The sequence below is a fragment of the Paenibacillus sp. M-152 genome, assembly GCF_003856555.1.
Taxonomy (GTDB): Bacteria; Bacillota; Bacilli; order Paenibacillales; family Paenibacillaceae; genus Paenibacillus; species Paenibacillus polymyxa_C.
Genome location: NZ_CP034141.1, coordinates 5,774,641 through 5,792,720, shown reverse-complemented (window position 1 = coordinate 5,792,720; position 18,080 = coordinate 5,774,641). Strand labels below are relative to the sequence as shown.

Genomic DNA, 18,080 nt, shown 5'->3' with positions numbered 1-18,080 from the left:
ATTTTTTTCATGGTTTTAGAACGATCGTTCTCATAAACTTTGAAATAACAAAGGAGAGTTAGTATGAAAACATTAATCATCGTTGCCCACCCGGATTTGCAAAGCTCCCGAGTTAATCGGGCCTGGACGGAAACCATGAGGCAGCAGCCTGAAACGACCGTACATGTGTTGTATGAAGCCTATCCTGATCAGAAGATTGATAAGACCCATGAACAAGCTTTGCTGGACAGCCATGATCGAATCATTTTCCAGTATCCGCTCTATTGGTATAGTACGCCGCCTTTGTTGAAGCAGTGGTTCGATGAAGTGTTGGCATTCGGCTGGGCTTTTGGACCCGGCGGGGAGCACTTGAAGGGCAAGGAAATTGGCATCGCCATCTCGACGGCAGGAACTGCAGCCTCGTATCAGCCCGGCGGCTACAACCTGTTCACGATTCGGGACATCGCGAAGCCGATGGAGGCGCTGGCCAACTATGTGAGTGCCCACTATCTGCCGCCTTTTGCTATCCATAATGCGAACCATGTGACGGATGAGCAGATTACCGCGAGCCAGGCTGCATATGTCCAGCATCTGGCGACCGTGCGTCATGTCCAAACGTCTGATTTGATCACAATCAATAAATAAAAATCGAGGAGGAAATGAATCATGACAAATAAAATCGCATTAATTACCGGAGCAAGCAAAGGAATCGGACTGGAGGTTGCTAGACAACTGGGGCAGCAAGGTATAACGGTATTAGTCGCTGCACGTACCAAAACAGCAGCAGATGAAGCCGCCGCCGGGTTGTTGCAAGAAGGCATTCAGGCAGTCGGCGTGAAGCTCGAGGTGACGAATTCTGCACATATCGCAGAATTGGCCCAATTCATCGAAGATACTTACGGACGGCTGGACATATTGGTCAACAATGCGGGCATTTTGGCAGAAAAAGCGGGTTATGACGGGGATGCTTTCAGAGATACTTTTGAGGTGAACACGTTCGCACCCTATTTGATTACAGAAGCACTGTTGCCGTTACTGCTAAAGAGCAAAGCAGGCAGAATCGTCAACCAAAGCAGCGCTATAGGCTCGATTCAGTTCCAGTTGACCAATGAACGGGTGCAGCGTCTTGCTACCCCGGCTTATGCGGCATCTAAAGCAGCTTTGAATATGCTGACGGCCTACTGGGCGCAAAAAAATAGCGGGACACATCTGAAGGTCAATTCCGTACACCCCGGCTTAGTCAAAACGCAAATGGGTGGGGAAAAGGCGGAGCTGTCGGTGGAGGATGGAGCAAAAACGGCGATCCGACTGGCAACCCTGCCGGAAGAGGGTCCAACAGGCGGATTCTATTACATGGATGATCAGCTTCCGTGGTAAAGCTTTATTTATTGAAAGAAAAAGATTTATATGACATCGTAACAGCAATTATCAATTCGTGTATGGTGAGTGCAGACTGATTGGTCATAACGAAAGATTTGCTCAAGAATTATAATTAATGGGAGGTTTCAGGAATTACGAGAACAAAACGATATCCTTTAAGGAGGCTATTTTGGAAACTTTCATTTACATGGTGAGACATGGCGAGTCACCAAAGACGGAAGGAAATGAAAGAACAAGAGGTTTAACGGATAAAGGTAAATCAGATGCTTATCGAATAACTGAATTATTGAAGGGAGAAGGGATCGAGGTTTTCGTTTCAAGTCCATATCAACGAGCAATTCTCACCATTCAAGAGCTGGCTCGGCGTTCAGGACAAGAAGTTTTGGTATTCGAAGATCTTAAAGAAAGGATCTTTTTGAATGAAGACCACCGAATGCCCGATGCGGAATTATTTCCTTTGTTAGATAAGTCATTTTCTGATCCAAACTTTGCTTTACAGGGAGGAGAGTCTAATACGGTTTGTCAGAACCGAAGTATAGCAGTTCTAAAAGAATTGTTAAAAATCTATCGAGGACAGAAAGTTGCATTAGGCACTCATGGGGCTGTAATGGCTTTAATGATGGGGTATTATGACAAGCAGTACGACTTAAAATTTCTACTACACACATCCAAACCAGATGTATACAGAATGAAGTTCAACGGTCAGGAGTTAATAGAAGTTAAAAGATTGTGGTATACGCCGTAATGTTACGGGAGAAATAGGTACGAAAACGTTGCTCAAAGAGAGACCGTCCTTAGTACAGGATAGTCTCTCTTCAAAACCTTTCTGTAACATCTATTACGATGAAGCATTAAGCAAATCCTCAGCTATTTTAACCAAATCATCTTTGGTCAGCGGGCTGTCCTGGTTATCGGATATGTTGTAGTGTAAATGTCTTTTTTCATCGATCCATCCCAGTCGATTTTTTCCTGCTTCCAAGGGCCTGCTTGCTTCACTTGCCCTGATGTAATAGGCCTTGGTTCCTTTGATTGTCAATTGCTCAGCCGAATCCTGTTCATTTTGCATGATGGTTGTCTTTGTGACTTCAGGAGTGTATTTGGTGACGGTAATGTTTACATAGTCGTTTCCTCTCGCATATCGGGCAAAGGAGGAGTCTGACTTGTTCCAGCTCAGCTTTTGAATAAATAGATTTTCACCCTTCGGTGCAGCTTTGGACTGTTGCATCAGTTTATCGGTTAAAGCTCGATATTCCTTTTTATCCATCATCCCAGGATATGCAGCGATTGGATAGACGTATCCGAATTCAAACTGATAGCCATCCGGTAGATGAGTGGGATTGCTGAATAATGGAGCCTCAGTTCGCTTGATTTCATCTTGTAAGCTGTTGAAACTTGAAAGTTCAGCCGGTTTGTACGCAAACAGGGCCAGATTAGATAGGTTGTTTTGATTCATAGAATCGTCTTTGACGTAATAAGCGGCATACTCTCCTGGTTGCAAACGGTTCTTCACCTCTTCGTTCCACCGTGTGTAGGTGGAGGAATACGTTTTGGAGGCGTCCGTTTCGGCAGGTGTTTTGGCGGTATTTAATACAACGTCGCCCTTACTGTTGCGGAATTCAAGATATTGTGAAGCTGCGTAACCGGTCACAGAGGCCCCTACTACAAAAAGCAAAATCATGATAGGGACGGTGATGCGAGGCTGGAAATGGATTTTTCCTATATTCCCCTTTTTGGGCGTCGCCTTTTGGTAGACCTGTTCCATCACTTTGTCAGAGACGTCAAAAGCCTGGATTTTTAAGGCATTCTCTGGCTCGGTTAGCTTGTCCATGTTTTTGAATCCCCTGTCTTGCAGATCGGTGTATTTCAGGCTTTGTTTTTGAGTTCTGTCTTGTAACTCACGCATTTGTGGTCCTCCTTTAGGGGCTCCATTATTTTTTTGAGCTTTGTTTTTGTTCTGCCGTATTTTTTCTTGATAGCTTCCTCGCTTTTGTTCATGATTTCCCCGATTTCTCCAAACGTTCTCTCTTCAAAAATGCGCAGCACCAGCAGGTTACGCTCCTCCGCGCTCAGTTGGTCCAACGCTCGGCTCAGCGGTTCACTGAAAAGCTGACGTTCCATAACCTGCGCTGCACTGTCTGAAATCATGTTAGTTGAGGTGAACAGGCTAAGTTTAAATTTGCGCTGTAGATTCTTCCTGCGAATCAGGTTCAGGCAGCGATGATAGGCCATTTTATACAGCCAGGAGGAGAAGCCCACTGTCGGCTTGTACCTGCTAATTTTCTCAAAAGCATTGACGAAAATATCCTGCACAGCCTCTCCCGCCTCCTGCTCACTTCCTAATAGCCTCCAGCAGTACACAAAAATCTGACGCTGATACTCCTTTACAATGTAGGCGTAATCCTGGATCTCGCCAGCTTGAACTTGTTTGATTCTGTATTCGATTTCCTCATTCAAAGATGTAGGCACCCCCTCTGATCAAAAAGAAAATTATATCTGTATAACAAACGAAGATGACCGAAAGGGACACTTTGTCTAAATTTTTTTAAGTGTTCTATCAACTCTCTAAGAGAATACGATAAAGCAGAACAATTATCACCCACGTGGTTAGTTTTATAGAGTTAAAGGTATATTGTGGAAGTGAGGGGATGGTAAAATGAAATTAAGATATTCCAGTAATAGTAGGCCCATCTCGTAAATAAATAGGAGAGGACACAGTTTCTAATGAATGAAAATGCTAAGAAATATAATTTTGATAATGTGATGCTTTACCTTCATGATCAAATGAAGCTGCTACCTAACTTAGAATCAAAATATATTGGATTAACCATGCCATTTCCTCGACAAGCTGCGCTACGAAGTAGGATTATTGCAAGTACTGAGACATTGAAAGCATACGATGAGGACGTTTGTATTGCTGTTCATTTTAATCAATCTGATGCTGGGACTATTGAATATAAGAAAATAGTTTTTATAGGAACGGATTATTTGCATCTAAAGAAAATCGCTGATTTTATGAAAAGACAAGACATTAAACTGGATATCAAAGACACCTGTATACTCTATAGAGAATGTACTGCTGACTTGAATATAAATTTAAAAGGCAATCATTCCAGAATAACAAGTTTAAATGACTTATTTGCAGGAGTTGAAATTCATATTGATCATTTAGAGGCTGGAATGGGATATCAATATGAAAATAAACAAGTGAAAGAAGATATTATTCATTATTGCTGTCATAAAGACGATGAGGAAGGTAAGGAGCTTGGATACCAATTATTTGTAAAATCGTTGGATTACTTCTCCAAGAAATTATTAGCTGAAGGTTTTGTATTAGGGTATCCTGCTGTAGATTCAAAAATTAAAATAATGAAGGCCTCTTGTTCAATGTGTTTTTATCGAGATTATTATTACATTAATGGAGCACATGCATCGCTCGAAACCGCTATGCTTGAGGCAGATTGGCAAATATGCGAACCATTGATGCAGGTCCATATGACCTGTAACAAGCTATATTTTAAAGGAAATTCCTTTTTTAGTGGGGTAGAAAATCTATGTATACTCGACGAGGACGAAGATAATTGTAAATTATCATTTAAATCTATACTTTCCACAATCATTGATATTTTAAAAGAGATGTATAACCAAAAAAAAGATGTTTCGGACTTCCATATGGAATTGGACAGCTATGTGCCAGTTGAAGATGTTACTCAGTTAAAAGAGAAATTCAAAGTGATTTATAATATCGATAAATGGAAAGATGAATTAGAGGAGCAAGAGATGAACTCGGCCATCCCGCCTGTATAGCTTACGAAAGCCATCGGCCGTACTGAACGGGATTGCCTCACTCTTTTTTATACAGCGTACCTTCTACTTATGACCTTTGCGTACCTTTAAAAGCTTGCCCTTTACGGTAGTATTCTTCATAATCTCAAGCACCAGTGGGCCCTTGCCATTCAGAATCTCAACATCTGTCACATTATCCAGAATCGTAATGATCCCGATATCATCTGCCGTTACCCCATCCAGCTTAGCGATGGTGCCCACAAAGTCGACAGCTCTAAGTTTTTTCTTCTTACCGCCATTAAAATTGAGCTTCATAATTTGTTGGTTTAATTGCTCGCGTTTGTCGTTTTTGAGTACAGTTTTTACATGTAGTTTCCGCTCGAAATCTTTTCTGTGAAGATCAACAGCCCCTTCTGAGGGAGCCTTTATTTGCGGAATTACAAATCCAATGTATGCTTCGATATCAGCTAAACGTTTGCTATCTTTAGGAGTGATTAGAGTAATGGCTTTCCCTGTTTTGCCAGCACGTCCTGTACGTCCTGTACGATGAACATAGCTTTCTTTTTCAAGGGGAATATCGTAGTTGATGACATGGGTGATATTCGTGATATCAATCCCTCTGGCGGCTACATCAGTTGCGATCAAGTAACGGAATTGTCCCCTTCTGAATGCGTTCATTACCTCAAATCGCTCATCTTGCTCCATGCCGCCATGGATGCGATCACATGGATATTCGAGGTCAGCCAATGCTCTGAATAGTGTATCTACATGCTCCTGCGTACGACAGAAAATGATGCAGCTGTCAGGGTTCTCAACAATGAGCAGATCCTGTAGCAGAGCCAGCTTGTCCGCCTCCCGCACCTGAATAAGAGAGTGATCAATCGTGGCTGTGGTTACACCTGTCGCCTTGATCTCAATTTCCACAGGATCGTTCATATATTTACGTGACAGTTTGGCTACATCTTCGGGAAAAGTAGCGGAAAATAACATCGTAACTCGGTCATTAGGCAGTGCCTGAATAATCGACTGAACCTGCTCGATAAAGCCCATATTCAGCATCTCGTCAGCTTCATCAATCACGAGATAGGCAATTCGATTTAAGGATAGTGTGCCTCGTTCAATATGATCTAGTACACGTCCGGGCGTACCTACAGCCACATGTGTTCTTTGTTTTAGCTCGGCCTTTTGTATATGAAAAGGATGTTTCCCATAAAGAGCCGTTGCTTTTATCCGCTTAAAGCGTCCGATATTCGTGATGTCTTCAGTAACCTGTAATGCGAGTTCACGGGTTGGTGTCAGAATTAAAGCTTGGGGTTTATTCTCATTCCAATCTACTAGCTCACACAGTGGAATACCATATGCTGCTGTTTTGCCGCTGCCTGTTTGCGATTTGGCCACAAGATCCTTCTTCTCAAGCGCAACGGGAATAACCTCCGTTTGAATTTCTGTTGGCGTCTCATAGCCCAGGCTATCCAGAGCCCTCACAATTTCTTCACTTAATGGGTAATCTGCAAAATGCTTTTGACTCATTCTCAACCTCTTCTGCGCTGTATTTAAGTACCATTACATATATCATGTCATCGTGTATCGAACTTATACTCAACCAGTATACTCTATTCCAGCTACACTCTAATACATATCAGCGATTAACTTGCTGTTTTCCAGTAAGGCAACTATACTTTTTCTGAGACGAAAAAACACAGTCTGGTTGGTAGTCCAGGCGCATGGAAGACTCTATAATTGCAAGAGTGCCATGTCAGTAACCTTCCCCCCTCGGGATGTCCATCGTTTCGATTTAAAATGAGGGGGATTCAAATGAAGCTTACGATTTATCATGATGGACAGTATTGGGTTGGAGTCGTGGAGGAGCAGGACCAGGGGAAATTGAAGGCAGCTAGGTACATTTTTGGGACAGAGCCTAAAGACGAAGAAATTCTCCATTTTATCCGTGAGGAAATGTGGGAACTTGTTAGTCGGCTTTCACAAGAGGTGGCTATAAAGTGGTCTGAAACGAAGAAGGTCAATCCGAAGCGGCTAGCAAGGCAGGCAGCGTATGAATTAAGGCGGAAGGGAGTCTCTTCCAACGCACAAGAGGCTTTAAAGTTAGAGTATGAGAAGCGCAAGTTGGAGAAACGTACCTACTCTAAACAGCAAAGGGAATCTATGAAGGCACGGATAAGGGAATTAAAGGAGAAAAAAGCGAAGGAAAAACATCGCGGACATTAATAAAACCTCCATCCTTATCCGGAATTGTAACGCATGTTTTATCTCGGCATATGTGAAAACATGTGTTACACACAAAGGGCACCCGACTGGGTGCCCTTTAAACTGTCGTATAGAGATTGGTATCCGCTAAAATGAATCCATTCCAAATTACTTAAGCAGTGTCAGTGTTACTTCTATTGTATTATCAATAAATGATCGCTCTGGACGAGACTTTATCATGACGGTCAGACCAATTAACGATACAACTAATGCCTGTGATACAGCCTTCGCATCTAGTCCGATCTCAAGCTCACCTGATTGTATACCTCGTTCAATGGTTTCTTGAAAAATGACCGCCAGGTACATTTGATGCTCCCTTGTAAGAATTTCAAACTTCTCATCATGGGGCGCAAGTTCAACCATTGTATTAATGCAAAAGCATCCTTTTCTAGGATTTTCCGCATACTCCTCTTCAACCACACCCTCAAAAAAAGTACGAAATGCTTCTTTTACAGATGGAATGCTTTGAAGTTTGGTTCGGATTAAAGAAGCACGGGACATCGTGTATTTGCGTAGCGCGGCTTCGAACAATTCTTTTTTGCCCCCAAAAGTGGAATATATACTGGGGCGTTGAATTTCCATTCTGGAAGTTAAATCACTTAATGAGGTGGCTTCATATCCCTTTTCCCAAAATATTTGCATAGCTGCATCTAAAACTTTCTCTTCGTCAAATTCGCGGATTCGTCCCATAACAATACCTCTCGTTACTCATGATTTTATTCTTAATGGCTCCATGTATCTGATTATAATGTTCAGTGACATTCATTTTATTACCAATTGGTACGTTATTATCTTATAATTAGTCCTTAAAATTGTCAAATGAAGGTTGGTCTTTCCCGAAAAGAGGAGGTGCATATGAAAGAATAATCAAAGTGGATTTACTATGATTGTTGACAGTATTCTTTTTTGTGAGTTATATTTACTAGGGAAAATAACATACCGTTTGGTATGATATTTTATTGTTATTCAATTGGCACACAAAGAAAGCTATTAGAACGGGAGAGATAGACCATGGAGATAGGTATTACCTCGTTTGTAGAGACAAAGCCTGATGTTCAGACAGGCGAAGTGATAAGTCACGCACAGCGGTTGCGTGAAGTTGTCGAGGAAATTATCCTTGCTGATCAAGTGGGACTTGATGTGTTTGGTGTAGGTGAGCATCATCGAAAGGATTATTCGGCATCTTCACCAGCAATGGTGCTGTCCGCGGCTGCAGCGCAGACACAACGGATTCGGCTAACCAGTGCAGTGACGGTGCTTTCTTCAGCTGATCCGGTGCGCGTTTTTCAGGACTTTGCTACGCTGGATGGTATTTCAAATGGACGTGCCGAGATTATGGCGGGTCGGGGTTCTTTTATTGAGTCTTTTCCTCTGTTCGGCTATGACTTGGATGACTATGATGAGCTGTTTGAACAACATTTGGAACTTCTCCTTAAAATACGGGAGTCCGAAAAGGTAATCTGGAAGGGCGGACATCGGCCAGCCATTAACAATTTGGGCGTGTATCCACGGCCAGTTCAGAACCCTTTACCAATATGGGTAGGCAGCGGGGGAAGGCAGGATTCTGCTATTCGTGCAGGTCTGTTAGGACTGCCCTTGATGCTGGCGATCATTGGAGGAAACCCGATAAATTTTGCACCGCTTGTCCAGCTTTATAAGAAAGCAGCAGCGCACGCTGGTCATGATGAATCGCAGCTTAGAGTTGGGTCGCACTCGATAGGATTTGTCGGAGAGAATAATGAGCAAGCGGCAGATACATATTTCCCTTCTACGATGGCAGGTATGAATAGATTGGGCAGGGAGCGAGGCTGGGCGCATTATGATCGTTCCAGCTATGATGCCGCGCGCAGCTTTGAAGGTGCGCTGTATGTTGGCGATCCCGAGACGGTTGCTCAGAAGATCATTCATCTTCGCAAGCATGTAGGTGTTACACGCTTTATGCTGTATGTTCCGTTAAGCACGATGCCGCATGCCGAGGTGATGAGAGCCATTGAGCTACTTGGAACAGAGGTAGCACCCCGAGTGCGGAAGGAAATAGCCAAGTGGGAAGCGGAGACGGAAAAAAGACTATAAAATAACCTAACATAGGAGTGATTCGCATGGATTTTGAAAATCGTTTATTACCAGAACTAAGGTCAGTAATTGCACAATTCCCCGGTTTCCAACTGGAGGAGAATTTAGAACTGAGCAGAAGTTATTTGTCGAGTCCGCCTATTGAGCAGTCGGAACACGTACGCACGACAAGCCGGATGATTCCGAGCGTTGCAGGCGAGATATTAGTCAAAATCTACGAACCTGCCCAGCGAACTGACGTTAAGCTTCCGGCCATGCTGTGGATTCACGGGGGAGGCTATGTAATGGGGCATCCTGATATGGACGATGCTTTGTGCGAACGCTTCGTGCAGGCGGCTAATTGCGTCGTCGTATCGGTCGATTATCGACTTGCTCCCGAGCACCCCTACCCAGCTGCCATCGATGACTGTTATGCCGCTTTGACGTGGATGACCGATGAAGCTGAGCTGCTGGGCATCGACTTGGACCGGGTCGCAATTGCTGGTGCAAGCGGGGGTGGCGGTCTAACCGCAGCACTTGCTTTAATGGCTCGTGACAAAGGCGGACCAGCCCTTATCTTCCAAATGCCGCTATATCCGATGATCGACGACCGCAATGTTACGGCATCAAGTCATGAAATTACGGCCGATAATGCACCATGGAGCCGGAAGAACAACTTGACGGCCTGGAACATGTACTTGGGTAATCGTACCGAAGATAGCGAGGTTTCCCCATATGCGGTGCCGTCGAGAGCAGAAAGCTTGGCTGGTCTGCCGCCGACCTACACGTGCGTAGGGCAGCTCGATCTATTCCGAGATGAGACGATCGAATATGTGGCACGCCTTGCCCAAGCGGGCGTTGACGTCGAATTTCATCTGTATCCCGGCACATTCCACAATTTTGAAGGGATGGTTCCTCAAGCAGAAGTAAGTCAACGCGCCAGCCAAAGTTATGTAGACGCGATTGCAAGAGCGCTTAATCCTTAAATAATTAAGGAGCGGTCTTCAGGTGATATGCTCCCAAGAAGATAGACAGGTTGAATAATAAAACCTACTACTGTGAAGGGGGTATATCACTTTTCGCAGCAGCCTTTTCTTTTCGTTTCAGAGTTGTTTGGGATTCGTGTTGTGGCTGTTCTGCAATGATGTAAGATTTTTCGGGTAAAATCTATACTTTCACATGTAGCAGAAAACAACTATTCATTCTTATAATTGGAAATGTAAGCGCTTAAATTATTGAGTAAGAGTATTATCAAATTATACGTGTGAGGAGGAGATTTTATGTTAAGAACTAAAGTGGGCAAGCTGGTGAGCAGTTTGGCGTTGGCGGGTGTGTTGTTATCATCTGTTCTGGTCAACCAGGCTGATGCTGGCCTGGCAAATGGAAGCAAATTTCTGGGGAATATCATTGCGGGCAGTGTCCCTCCTAGTTACGGGACATACTGGAATCAAGTGACGCCGGAGAACTCGACTAAGTGGGAATCGGTTGAAGGCAGTCGTAACAACATGAACTGGTCGCAGGCGGATACCGCCTACAATTATGCCCGTAGCAATGGTTTCCCGTTCAAGTTCCATACGTTGGTATGGGGTGCCCAGGAGCCAGGATGGGTTAAAGGACTGTCGGCTGCTGATCAGAAAGCGGAAGTGACTCAGTGGATTAAAGCAGCAGGTCAGCGCTATCCGAATGCGGCGTTTGTAGATGTGGTGAATGAGCCGTTGCATCAGAAGCCGTCCTACCGCAATGCCATTGGTGGTGACGGGTCGACCGGATGGGATTGGGTCATATGGTCGTTTCAACAGGCTAGACAAGCTTTCCCGAATGCCAAACTGCATATAAATGATTATGGTATTATCAACGACCCTTCTTTAGCCGACCAATATGTCAATATTATTAATCAGCTCAAGAGTAGAGGCCTGATTGACGGTATTGGCATTCAATGCCACCATTTCAGTATGGACAACGTCTCAGTCAACACGATGAATACTGTACTAAATAAGCTGTCGGCGACCGGGTTACCGATCTATGTGTCGGAACTGGATATAACTGGGGATGATAATACTCAACTTGCCAGATACAAAGAGAAGTTTCCAGTCCTTTGGCAAAACCCCTCAGTGAAGGGAGTTACGCTTTGGGGGTATATCCAAGGACAAACTTGGAAAGATGGTACACATCTGCTGAACTCTAACGGCACGGAACGTCCTGCGCTCCAATGGCTGAGACAGTATCTGAAGAGATAAGCTATAGGTGGCACTTAAAACCCAACAGATGCGGACTTTTGCTAAATATCCGGGCTGGGTAGTTGTTTATTTGAAGAAGTCTTGGCTGAAATGTTACACGCCCAAGGCTTCTTTTTATTTAGCTTAAACGTATCTTTTGATTGAAATAAAACCGTCTGGACGGTATAGTAAAATGGGTGGTGATCAGAATGAATACAACTAAAAAAACATTAAAAAGAGAATTAATCCTTAAAGCGGCTTCTATAATTGTACAAGAAGAAGGAGTAGAAAAATTAACGTTAGAAGCGGTGGCTAAGAAAGCGGGAGTAAGTAAGGGAGGATTGCTTTACCATTTTCCGAATAAAGATGAATTGATTCTGGGGATGGTTGAACAGCTATCGACCAGCTTTATCACCGAATTTAATGAAAGGGCAGAAAACGATACACATTCCCAAGGTAGATGGACTCGTGCTTATATGAATACGTCATTTTCCGGGGATCAGGATGCAAGTGACCTGTATACCGCTCTCTCGGCAGCACAATTTACGAACCCTCAAATGCTCAAGCTGCTTCAGGATGAGTATGCGAATATCCAAAATAAAATCGAAAACGACGAATTAAATCCGGTTCGTTCTACGATTGTCCGATTAGCTATAGACGGTTTGTGGTTTGCCGAAATGTTCGGACTCGCTCTTCCCAATGAAGAATTGAAGCAAAAAATTATAGAAGAATTAAAGACATATATAAAGGAGAATGAATGATGGCTTATTTTTTCTTGGCAATCTCTATTGCTAGTGAGCTTATTGGTACTTCAATGCTTAAAGCTTCAGAAGGTTTTACGAGACTGTATCCGACTCTATTCACGATTGTCGCGTTTGTAATCTCTTTCTTCTTTATTTCACTAACCCTCAAGACACTTCCTCTTAATATGACGTATGCCATTTGGTCAGGGGTGGGGGCTGTTGCTACAACGGTGATTTCAGTATTGATTTGGAAGGAGAAAATCAATACAGGGAGTATCGTAGGGATTGCTTTAATTGTTATTGGCGTGGTGGTATTGAACCTATTTGGTGCAGGACATGGTGAGGCCAAAGGAACAACAGAAGCAACCAGTTCAATCGTCCAAAAATGAAAAAGTATAATATCACTCCAGTTTGTAAAGAGGCGGTAGATCCTCACTTATCGACTTAGAGATTCTAAGAAAGATAGGTGGGGGATCTACCGCCCTGAAATCATGGTTTATACGAATAAACTTAGTATTAAGATGAATCCTAATCCGGCTACAGAAATAATGGTCTCAAGCAATGTCCATGTGGCAAAGGTTTCTTTCATGCTTAAACCAAAATACTCTTTAAACATCCAGAACCCGGCATCGTTAACATGTGAAGCTATTAAGCTACCCGCTCCCGTGGCAAGCACGACTAAAGCAAGATTAACGTCAGATTGTCCTAACATCGGAATTACTAAACCAGCGGTTGTTAAGGCTGCAACAGTCGCAGAACCCAGGGAAATACGTAAGATTGCAGCGATGATCCAGGCTAGCAGAATTGGTGATAATGTAGTTCCATTGAATAAATCGGCTACATAGTCACCTACGCCGCCATTAATGAGTACTTGTTTGAAGGCTCCGCCTCCCCCAATGATCAAGAGCATCATCCCAATATGAGTAATAGCAGTTGTACAAGATGCCATTACATCTTTGATTGGAATTTTTCTTGCGATTCCCATGGTGTAGACGGCAACCAGCAAGGAAATCAACATGGATGTTGATGCATCACCAATAAAACGGATCGCTGCCAGTAAACTATTATCCTCAAATCCCATTGTTTTTTGAAGCAAAGTAATAATCGTAGCAATCGACATTAAAATGACAGGAAGCATTGCAGTAAATACACTGATTCCGAATCCAGGAGTTTCCTCAGACTTAAATACTTTCTGTTCACCTAAAGAGGCAATGTTACCGGTTTTCGTAAATGAAGCAGGTACGAGTTTTTTGGCAAGCTTCGTAAATACAGGACCAGCCAAAATAACGGTTGGGATAGCAATAATGAAGCCATAAAGTAAAACCTCACCAAGGTTCGCGCCATATTCACCAGCAATCACGGTTGGTCCTGGATGTGGTGGTAAGAAACCGTGTGTGACGGACAAAGCAGCGACCATCGGAATACCGAGATATAAGATAGAAACCTTTAATTCTTTTGAAATGGCAAATACGATTGGAATTAACAATACTAATCCTACTTCAAAAAATAACGCAATTCCGATAATGAATGAAGCGGCTACGACCGCCCATTGAATATTTTTTTCACCAAATTTGTCAACGAGGGTCATGGCAATTCTTTGGGCCCCCCCAGAATCAGCGATCAACTTCCCTAACATCGCCCCAAGTCCAAAGATTAACGCTAAGTGGCCTAGTGTTCCGCCTAATCCGGCTTCAATGGTTTTGACAATTTCCTCTAAGGGCATTCCAAGGGCTAGGGCCACGCCGAACGATACAATGATTAGGGAAATAAAGGTATTTAATTTGAAGCCCATGATTAAAACGAGTAATGCTAAAATTCCAATCGCTACAACGACTAATGGCATTGTAATTACCCCCTGTATTTATCCTTTTAGTGTTTAATTAAGCTTCTTTGATAATTGGCAATCCGTGTATAATCGTCTTCCAATACTCTGGATAGGTTAATGAAAATCGGCAGCAGCTTCCTATATTCCTTGGTTGCTTCTTCTTTGGGTGCATGTTTGTTGGTACTGCCAATCATTTCAGAGACGACTTCAAATGATTGGATTTTTCCGGTGGCGTACAAGCCTAAAATACAAGCTCCTAGACAAGAACTTTCGTAGCTTTCCGGAACGACGACTTCAGATGCGAATATATCAGACATCATCTGCCGCCAAACATCTGACCTTGCGAAGCCTCCTGTAGCTTGGATTCGGGTCACGGGCCCGTCCATGCATTCGGTTAAGGCCAAAAATACGGTGTATAAATTGTAAATGACTCCTTCTAAGGCTGCGCGAATCATATGTTCCTTTTTATGTGACATCGTTAAACCGAAGAATGAGCCACGTACGTCTGGATTCCATAAGGGTGCACGTTCACCAGCGAGGTAGGGGTGGAATAACAATCCATCAGATCCTGGCCTTACGCGTTCAGCAATTTTAGTTAACACATCATATGGATCAATTCCTAGTCGCTTCGCTGTTTCTACTTCTGATGAGGCAAGCTCGTCACGAATCCAGCGAAGGACCATCCCGCCATTATTTACCGGCCCGCCAATGACCCAGTGCTTTTCCGTTAACGCATAACAAAATATTCTTCCCTTTTCGTCTGTTTGTGGCTTGTCTATGATGGTTCGAATGGCACCGCTTGTCCCAATGGTGACGGCAACTTCGCCTTTTCGTATCGCATTGACACCTAGATTAGAGAGAACCCCATCGCTGGCTCCAATGACAAATGGTGTTTGTGGATCGATCCCCATCTCTTTTGCTAAAACTGAATTACAGTCGGTAAATATTTTGGTTGTGGGTACGAGCTCAGATAGTTGGGAACGGGTTATCCCCGCAATTTTTAAGGCCTCTTCATCCCAATCCAGCTTTTCGAGATTCATCATGCCCATGGCTGAAGCCAGGGAATAATCAACAACATATAGATCAAAGAGCTTTTTGAAAATATATTCTTTAATTCCGATATATTTTTTAACCTTGATAGCGATTTCAGGAAGGTCATTCACAATCCAAGCTATTTTAGTTAAGGGTGACATGGGATGAATGGGTGTTCCTGTTCGTCTATAGACTTCTTGGCCGTTCAACTCATCTTTTATTTGATGTGCCCACGCTTCGCTGCGATTATCTGCCCAAGTGATACAAGGTGTAAGTGGCCGGTCGTGTTCATCCATTGCAATGACACTATGCATGGCACTGCTAAATGAAACAAACGATAGCTTTTTTTGTGAGTGATGTTTCATGATATTGGAAGTCGCTTGTAGGACTGCCTGAAAAATCTCCTCGGGGTTTTGTTCAGCTGTCGCTATATCCGGTGTATAAAGCGGGTACCCAATATTTTCTTGTTGGATGACTTCGCCTTTTTCACTAAATAAAACGGCTTTCGTACTGGTGGTTCCGATATCTATACCTAACATATAGTTAGTCATTTTGTGGCACGGCTCCTTTAGACAGCAATTGTTGGGACATCCATAAGTCTTCTACTTTACCTTGAACATCATCAAAGTTTACATGTAAAGACTTAATCATAAGGTCTCTATCTTTTGCCTGGATTGCTTCAATATAAATCTCATGATTTTTTACAATCCGCGTAAAGTCTTCATACTTTTCTTTGAAACGCATACGCATCGACAACAGAATAAGGCTTTCCATCACGGGCTTTAAATTATTCCAGATCATCAGGATGTATGAATGATTAACTGCACGAATAATCGTTTCATGGAACAAGACATCTTGATATGAAAATTCATCGGCATCACTGTATTTGACCGCGACTTTCATCATTTCGAGTATTTTACTAAGTTCCTTTGCTAAATCATGAGTGTCCATCTTTATAAGACGTTCAAATACGAAGGATTCTATAAGTAGACGAACATCATAAATTTCTTCTATTTCTTTCTCTGATAGCCCCATAACAACGGCACCCATTCTTTCTAAGCGGATGATATTTTCGGAAGCCAGTATTTTTAACGCTTCACGAATAGGTGAGCGACTTACAGCAAAATCAGCAGCCAATTTATTTTCAGATAATATGGTACCGCTTTCAATTGCACCAGAAATGATGCGCATTCTAAGCTCGGATGTTACACGATCACCAGCAGAGGCTTTTAGAAGCCATTTGGAGGGATATAGGAATTCACTGGATTGAACCATAAATTCACCTTCTCATCAATCAAGTATACTTGTATACAAGTATTATAATCTAAAATTTTAAATTTGCAAGCGTATTCATTAGATTATTTTTGTAAGCCAGTTCGGTTTTTTTGTGCAAATGCACAATCAATTTCGTCTGTTCTTCAATATAATTCACACTCTGCAATCGATATAATGAAAGCGTAATCAAAAATTGCCCGGGGGGTTAGACAGATGGAAGGGTTAACGATCAGTTGGATAGGAGCTCTGGCAGGGCTGGCTATTGCAATTATTTTGATATTGAGAAAGCTGAATCCGGTTTACGCCTTATTTTTGGGAGCTATTGTAGGCGCTTTATTGGGCGGAGCCAATCTGGAGCAAACGATCAGCGTGTTAATTAGTGGTACGCAAAGTGTGATGGGGACGGTCATTCGTGTGCTCGCGGCCGGTGTATTAGCAGGCGTGATGATGGAGTCTGGGGCAGCGGAGACAATTGCACAGACTATTGTAAAGAAGTTTGGCGGCAGTAAAGCGATCCTTGCCCTAGCGTTAGCGACGATGATTATTACAGCAGTAGGCGTATTTATTCCCGTCGCAGTGCTAATCGTGGCACCTATTGCTTTGTCGGTTGGGAACAAAATGGGGATTTCCAAGCTGGCTCTCCTGCTGGCCTTGTCTGGAGGCGGAAAGGCGGGAAATATTATCTCTCCAAATCCCAATACGATTGCGGCAGCACGCGGGTTTAATCTGGATTTAAGCCACGTGATGTTGGCGGGTGTGGTGCCCGCGATATGCGGATTAATCATGACTGTTCTGGTGGCGTCTATGTTAAAAAACAAGGGCGTGAAGGTATCCGAACAGGATATTATGGATAGTGATGTCGATACGTCGAAGTACCCGGCATTGGGACGGGCGATTGTAGCTCCGGTGGTAGCCGTTATTTTGCTGATGATTAACCCGATTGGTTCCATCTCTGGCATTGAAGCACTGTCGAATTTCAAGGTCGACGCAATGTACATTCTGCCGATTGCCGGGATTGTGGGTATGCTGGCCATGGGACAAGGGCGCAATATTCTGAAGTATTCGGCTTCCGGTTTGAATAAAATGACGGCAACCGTGCTTATCTTGATCGGTGCAGGCGGGATTGCGGGTCTGATCTCTGCCTCCAATTTATCTGCTCAGGTAGTTGGCTTGATTGAAGCTTCGGGAGTTTCTGGCACATTTTTGGCACCGCTTGCAGGGATTCTGATGGCGGCTGCCACAGCGTCGACCTCGACGGGCGTTATTTTGGCGACTGGCTCGTTTGGGGAAGCCATTTTGAACATGGGGACTGCCCCGTTAGCCGCCGCTGTAATGGTGCATACAGGAGCTACCGTCATTGATTCCTTACCACAGGGCAACTATTTTCACGTTACGGCAGACAGCATGAAAATGAGCATTAAACAACGGATGGGATTGATCCCTTATGAGGCTATTGTGGGCGGAACTATGGCGATTGTAGCAACAATCATATATGGATTTATACTTTAATATTCACGATGGGGTGACAAA

The 18,080-nt window shown here is 43.4% G+C and carries 18 protein-coding genes; 11 read left to right on the top strand and 7 right to left on the bottom strand.

Going from position 1 to position 18,080, the window contains the following annotated elements:
• The first annotated feature begins 63 nt into the window (after positions 1–63).
• From EGM68_RS25475 to EGM68_RS25465, 3 genes are all read left to right on the top strand, one after another.
• Positions 64–624, top strand: coding sequence for an NAD(P)H-dependent oxidoreductase (locus EGM68_RS25475; RefSeq protein ID WP_129548458.1), 561 nt, complete (start codon positions 64–66; stop codon positions 622–624).
• A 21-nt stretch (positions 625–645) separates the two neighbouring features.
• Entirely contained in the window at positions 646–1,356 is a 711-nt protein-coding gene (locus EGM68_RS25470) for an SDR family oxidoreductase (protein WP_129548457.1), read from the top strand.
• A gap of 172 nt (positions 1,357–1,528) precedes the next feature.
• Positions 1,529–2,104, top strand: coding sequence for a histidine phosphatase family protein (locus EGM68_RS25465; RefSeq protein ID WP_090737577.1), 576 nt, complete (start codon positions 1,529–1,531; stop codon positions 2,102–2,104).
• Between the two features lie 93 nt (positions 2,105–2,197).
• On the opposite strand, the gene EGM68_RS25460 is transcribed toward EGM68_RS25465, so the two are convergent.
• A complete protein-coding gene (locus EGM68_RS25460; RefSeq protein ID WP_129548456.1) occupies positions 2,198–3,262 on the bottom strand; it encodes a DUF4367 domain-containing protein in 1,065 nt (354 codons plus the stop codon).
• Positions 3,223–3,813, bottom strand: coding sequence for an RNA polymerase sigma factor (locus EGM68_RS25455; protein ID WP_129548455.1), 591 nt, complete (start codon positions 3,811–3,813; stop codon positions 3,223–3,225). Before EGM68_RS25455 ends, EGM68_RS25460 begins: the two co-directional genes overlap by 40 nt.
• A gap of 267 nt (positions 3,814–4,080) precedes the next feature.
• Between EGM68_RS25455 and EGM68_RS25450 the strand changes: the two genes are divergently transcribed.
• Positions 4,081–5,163 (top strand): elongation factor G, encoded by a 1,083-nt coding sequence (locus EGM68_RS25450; protein ID WP_240664109.1) that lies wholly within the window; start codon positions 4,081–4,083, stop codon positions 5,161–5,163.
• A 63-nt stretch (positions 5,164–5,226) separates the two neighbouring features.
• Here the strand turns inward: EGM68_RS25450 and EGM68_RS25445 are convergent, their stop codons facing one another.
• The gene (locus tag EGM68_RS25445; RefSeq protein ID WP_129548454.1) at positions 5,227–6,672 is read right to left on the bottom strand and encodes a DEAD/DEAH box helicase; all 1,446 of its coding nucleotides are present in this window, start codon (positions 6,670–6,672) and stop codon (positions 5,227–5,229) included.
• 285 nt (positions 6,673–6,957) lie between these two features.
• Between EGM68_RS25445 and EGM68_RS25440 the strand changes: the two genes are divergently transcribed.
• Positions 6,958–7,368 (top strand): YjdF family protein, encoded by a 411-nt coding sequence (locus EGM68_RS25440; RefSeq protein WP_019689041.1) that lies wholly within the window; start codon positions 6,958–6,960, stop codon positions 7,366–7,368.
• Positions 7,369–7,515: 147 nt separating this feature from the next.
• Here EGM68_RS25440 and EGM68_RS25435 read toward each other — a convergent pair whose 3' ends face one another.
• Positions 7,516–8,097 carry a TetR/AcrR family transcriptional regulator gene (locus EGM68_RS25435; protein ID WP_016324915.1) on the bottom strand — a complete coding sequence of 194 codons (582 nt, stop codon included), beginning with the start codon at positions 8,095–8,097 and terminating at the stop codon, positions 7,516–7,518.
• A gap of 321 nt (positions 8,098–8,418) precedes the next feature.
• On the opposite strand from EGM68_RS25435, the gene EGM68_RS25430 reads away from it, so the two are divergent.
• The 5 genes from EGM68_RS25430 (at position 8,419) to EGM68_RS25410 (ending at position 12,807) form a co-directional block, all read left to right on the top strand.
• The gene (locus EGM68_RS25430) at positions 8,419–9,480 is read left to right on the top strand and encodes an LLM class flavin-dependent oxidoreductase (RefSeq protein WP_013373836.1); all 1,062 of its coding nucleotides are present in this window, start codon (positions 8,419–8,421) and stop codon (positions 9,478–9,480) included.
• Positions 9,481–9,506: 26 nt separating this feature from the next.
• Entirely contained in the window at positions 9,507–10,445 is a 939-nt protein-coding gene (locus tag EGM68_RS25425) for an alpha/beta hydrolase (RefSeq protein ID WP_016324913.1), read from the top strand.
• A gap of 294 nt (positions 10,446–10,739) precedes the next feature.
• Positions 10,740–11,696, top strand: coding sequence for an endo-1,4-beta-xylanase (locus EGM68_RS25420; RefSeq protein ID WP_013373834.1), 957 nt, complete (start codon positions 10,740–10,742; stop codon positions 11,694–11,696).
• A gap of 188 nt (positions 11,697–11,884) precedes the next feature.
• Positions 11,885–12,436: a TetR/AcrR family transcriptional regulator gene (locus EGM68_RS25415; protein WP_090737594.1), complete on the top strand. Its 552-nt coding sequence runs from the start codon at positions 11,885–11,887 to the stop codon at positions 12,434–12,436.
• Positions 12,436–12,807, top strand: a complete 372-nt coding sequence (locus tag EGM68_RS25410) for a DMT family transporter (protein ID WP_016822518.1) — start codon at positions 12,436–12,438, stop codon at positions 12,805–12,807. Before EGM68_RS25415 ends, EGM68_RS25410 begins: the two co-directional genes overlap by 1 nt.
• Before the next feature lie 107 nt (positions 12,808–12,914).
• Here EGM68_RS25410 and EGM68_RS25405 read toward each other — a convergent pair whose 3' ends face one another.
• Genes EGM68_RS25405 through EGM68_RS25395 form a run of 3 tightly spaced genes read right to left on the bottom strand, consistent with a single transcriptional unit; the run spans position 12,915 to position 16,550 of the window.
• Entirely contained in the window at positions 12,915–14,261 is a 1,347-nt protein-coding gene (locus tag EGM68_RS25405) for a GntP family permease (protein ID WP_017426040.1), read from the bottom strand.
• A gap of 26 nt (positions 14,262–14,287) precedes the next feature.
• Complete coding sequence (gntK, locus tag EGM68_RS25400) at positions 14,288–15,826, bottom strand: gluconokinase (RefSeq protein WP_129550274.1); 1,539 nt, start codon at positions 15,824–15,826, stop codon at positions 14,288–14,290.
• A complete protein-coding gene (locus EGM68_RS25395) occupies positions 15,819–16,550 on the bottom strand; it encodes a GntR family transcriptional regulator (protein WP_129550273.1) in 732 nt (243 codons plus the stop codon). The genes gntK and EGM68_RS25395 overlap by 8 nt, the downstream gene beginning before the upstream one ends.
• A gap of 213 nt (positions 16,551–16,763) precedes the next feature.
• Here EGM68_RS25395 and EGM68_RS25390 point away from each other — a divergent pair, with 213 nt between their 5' ends.
• Positions 16,764–18,059 (top strand): GntP family permease, encoded by a 1,296-nt coding sequence (locus EGM68_RS25390; protein ID WP_129550272.1) that lies wholly within the window; start codon positions 16,764–16,766, stop codon positions 18,057–18,059.
• Positions 18,060–18,080 lie beyond the last annotated feature (21 nt).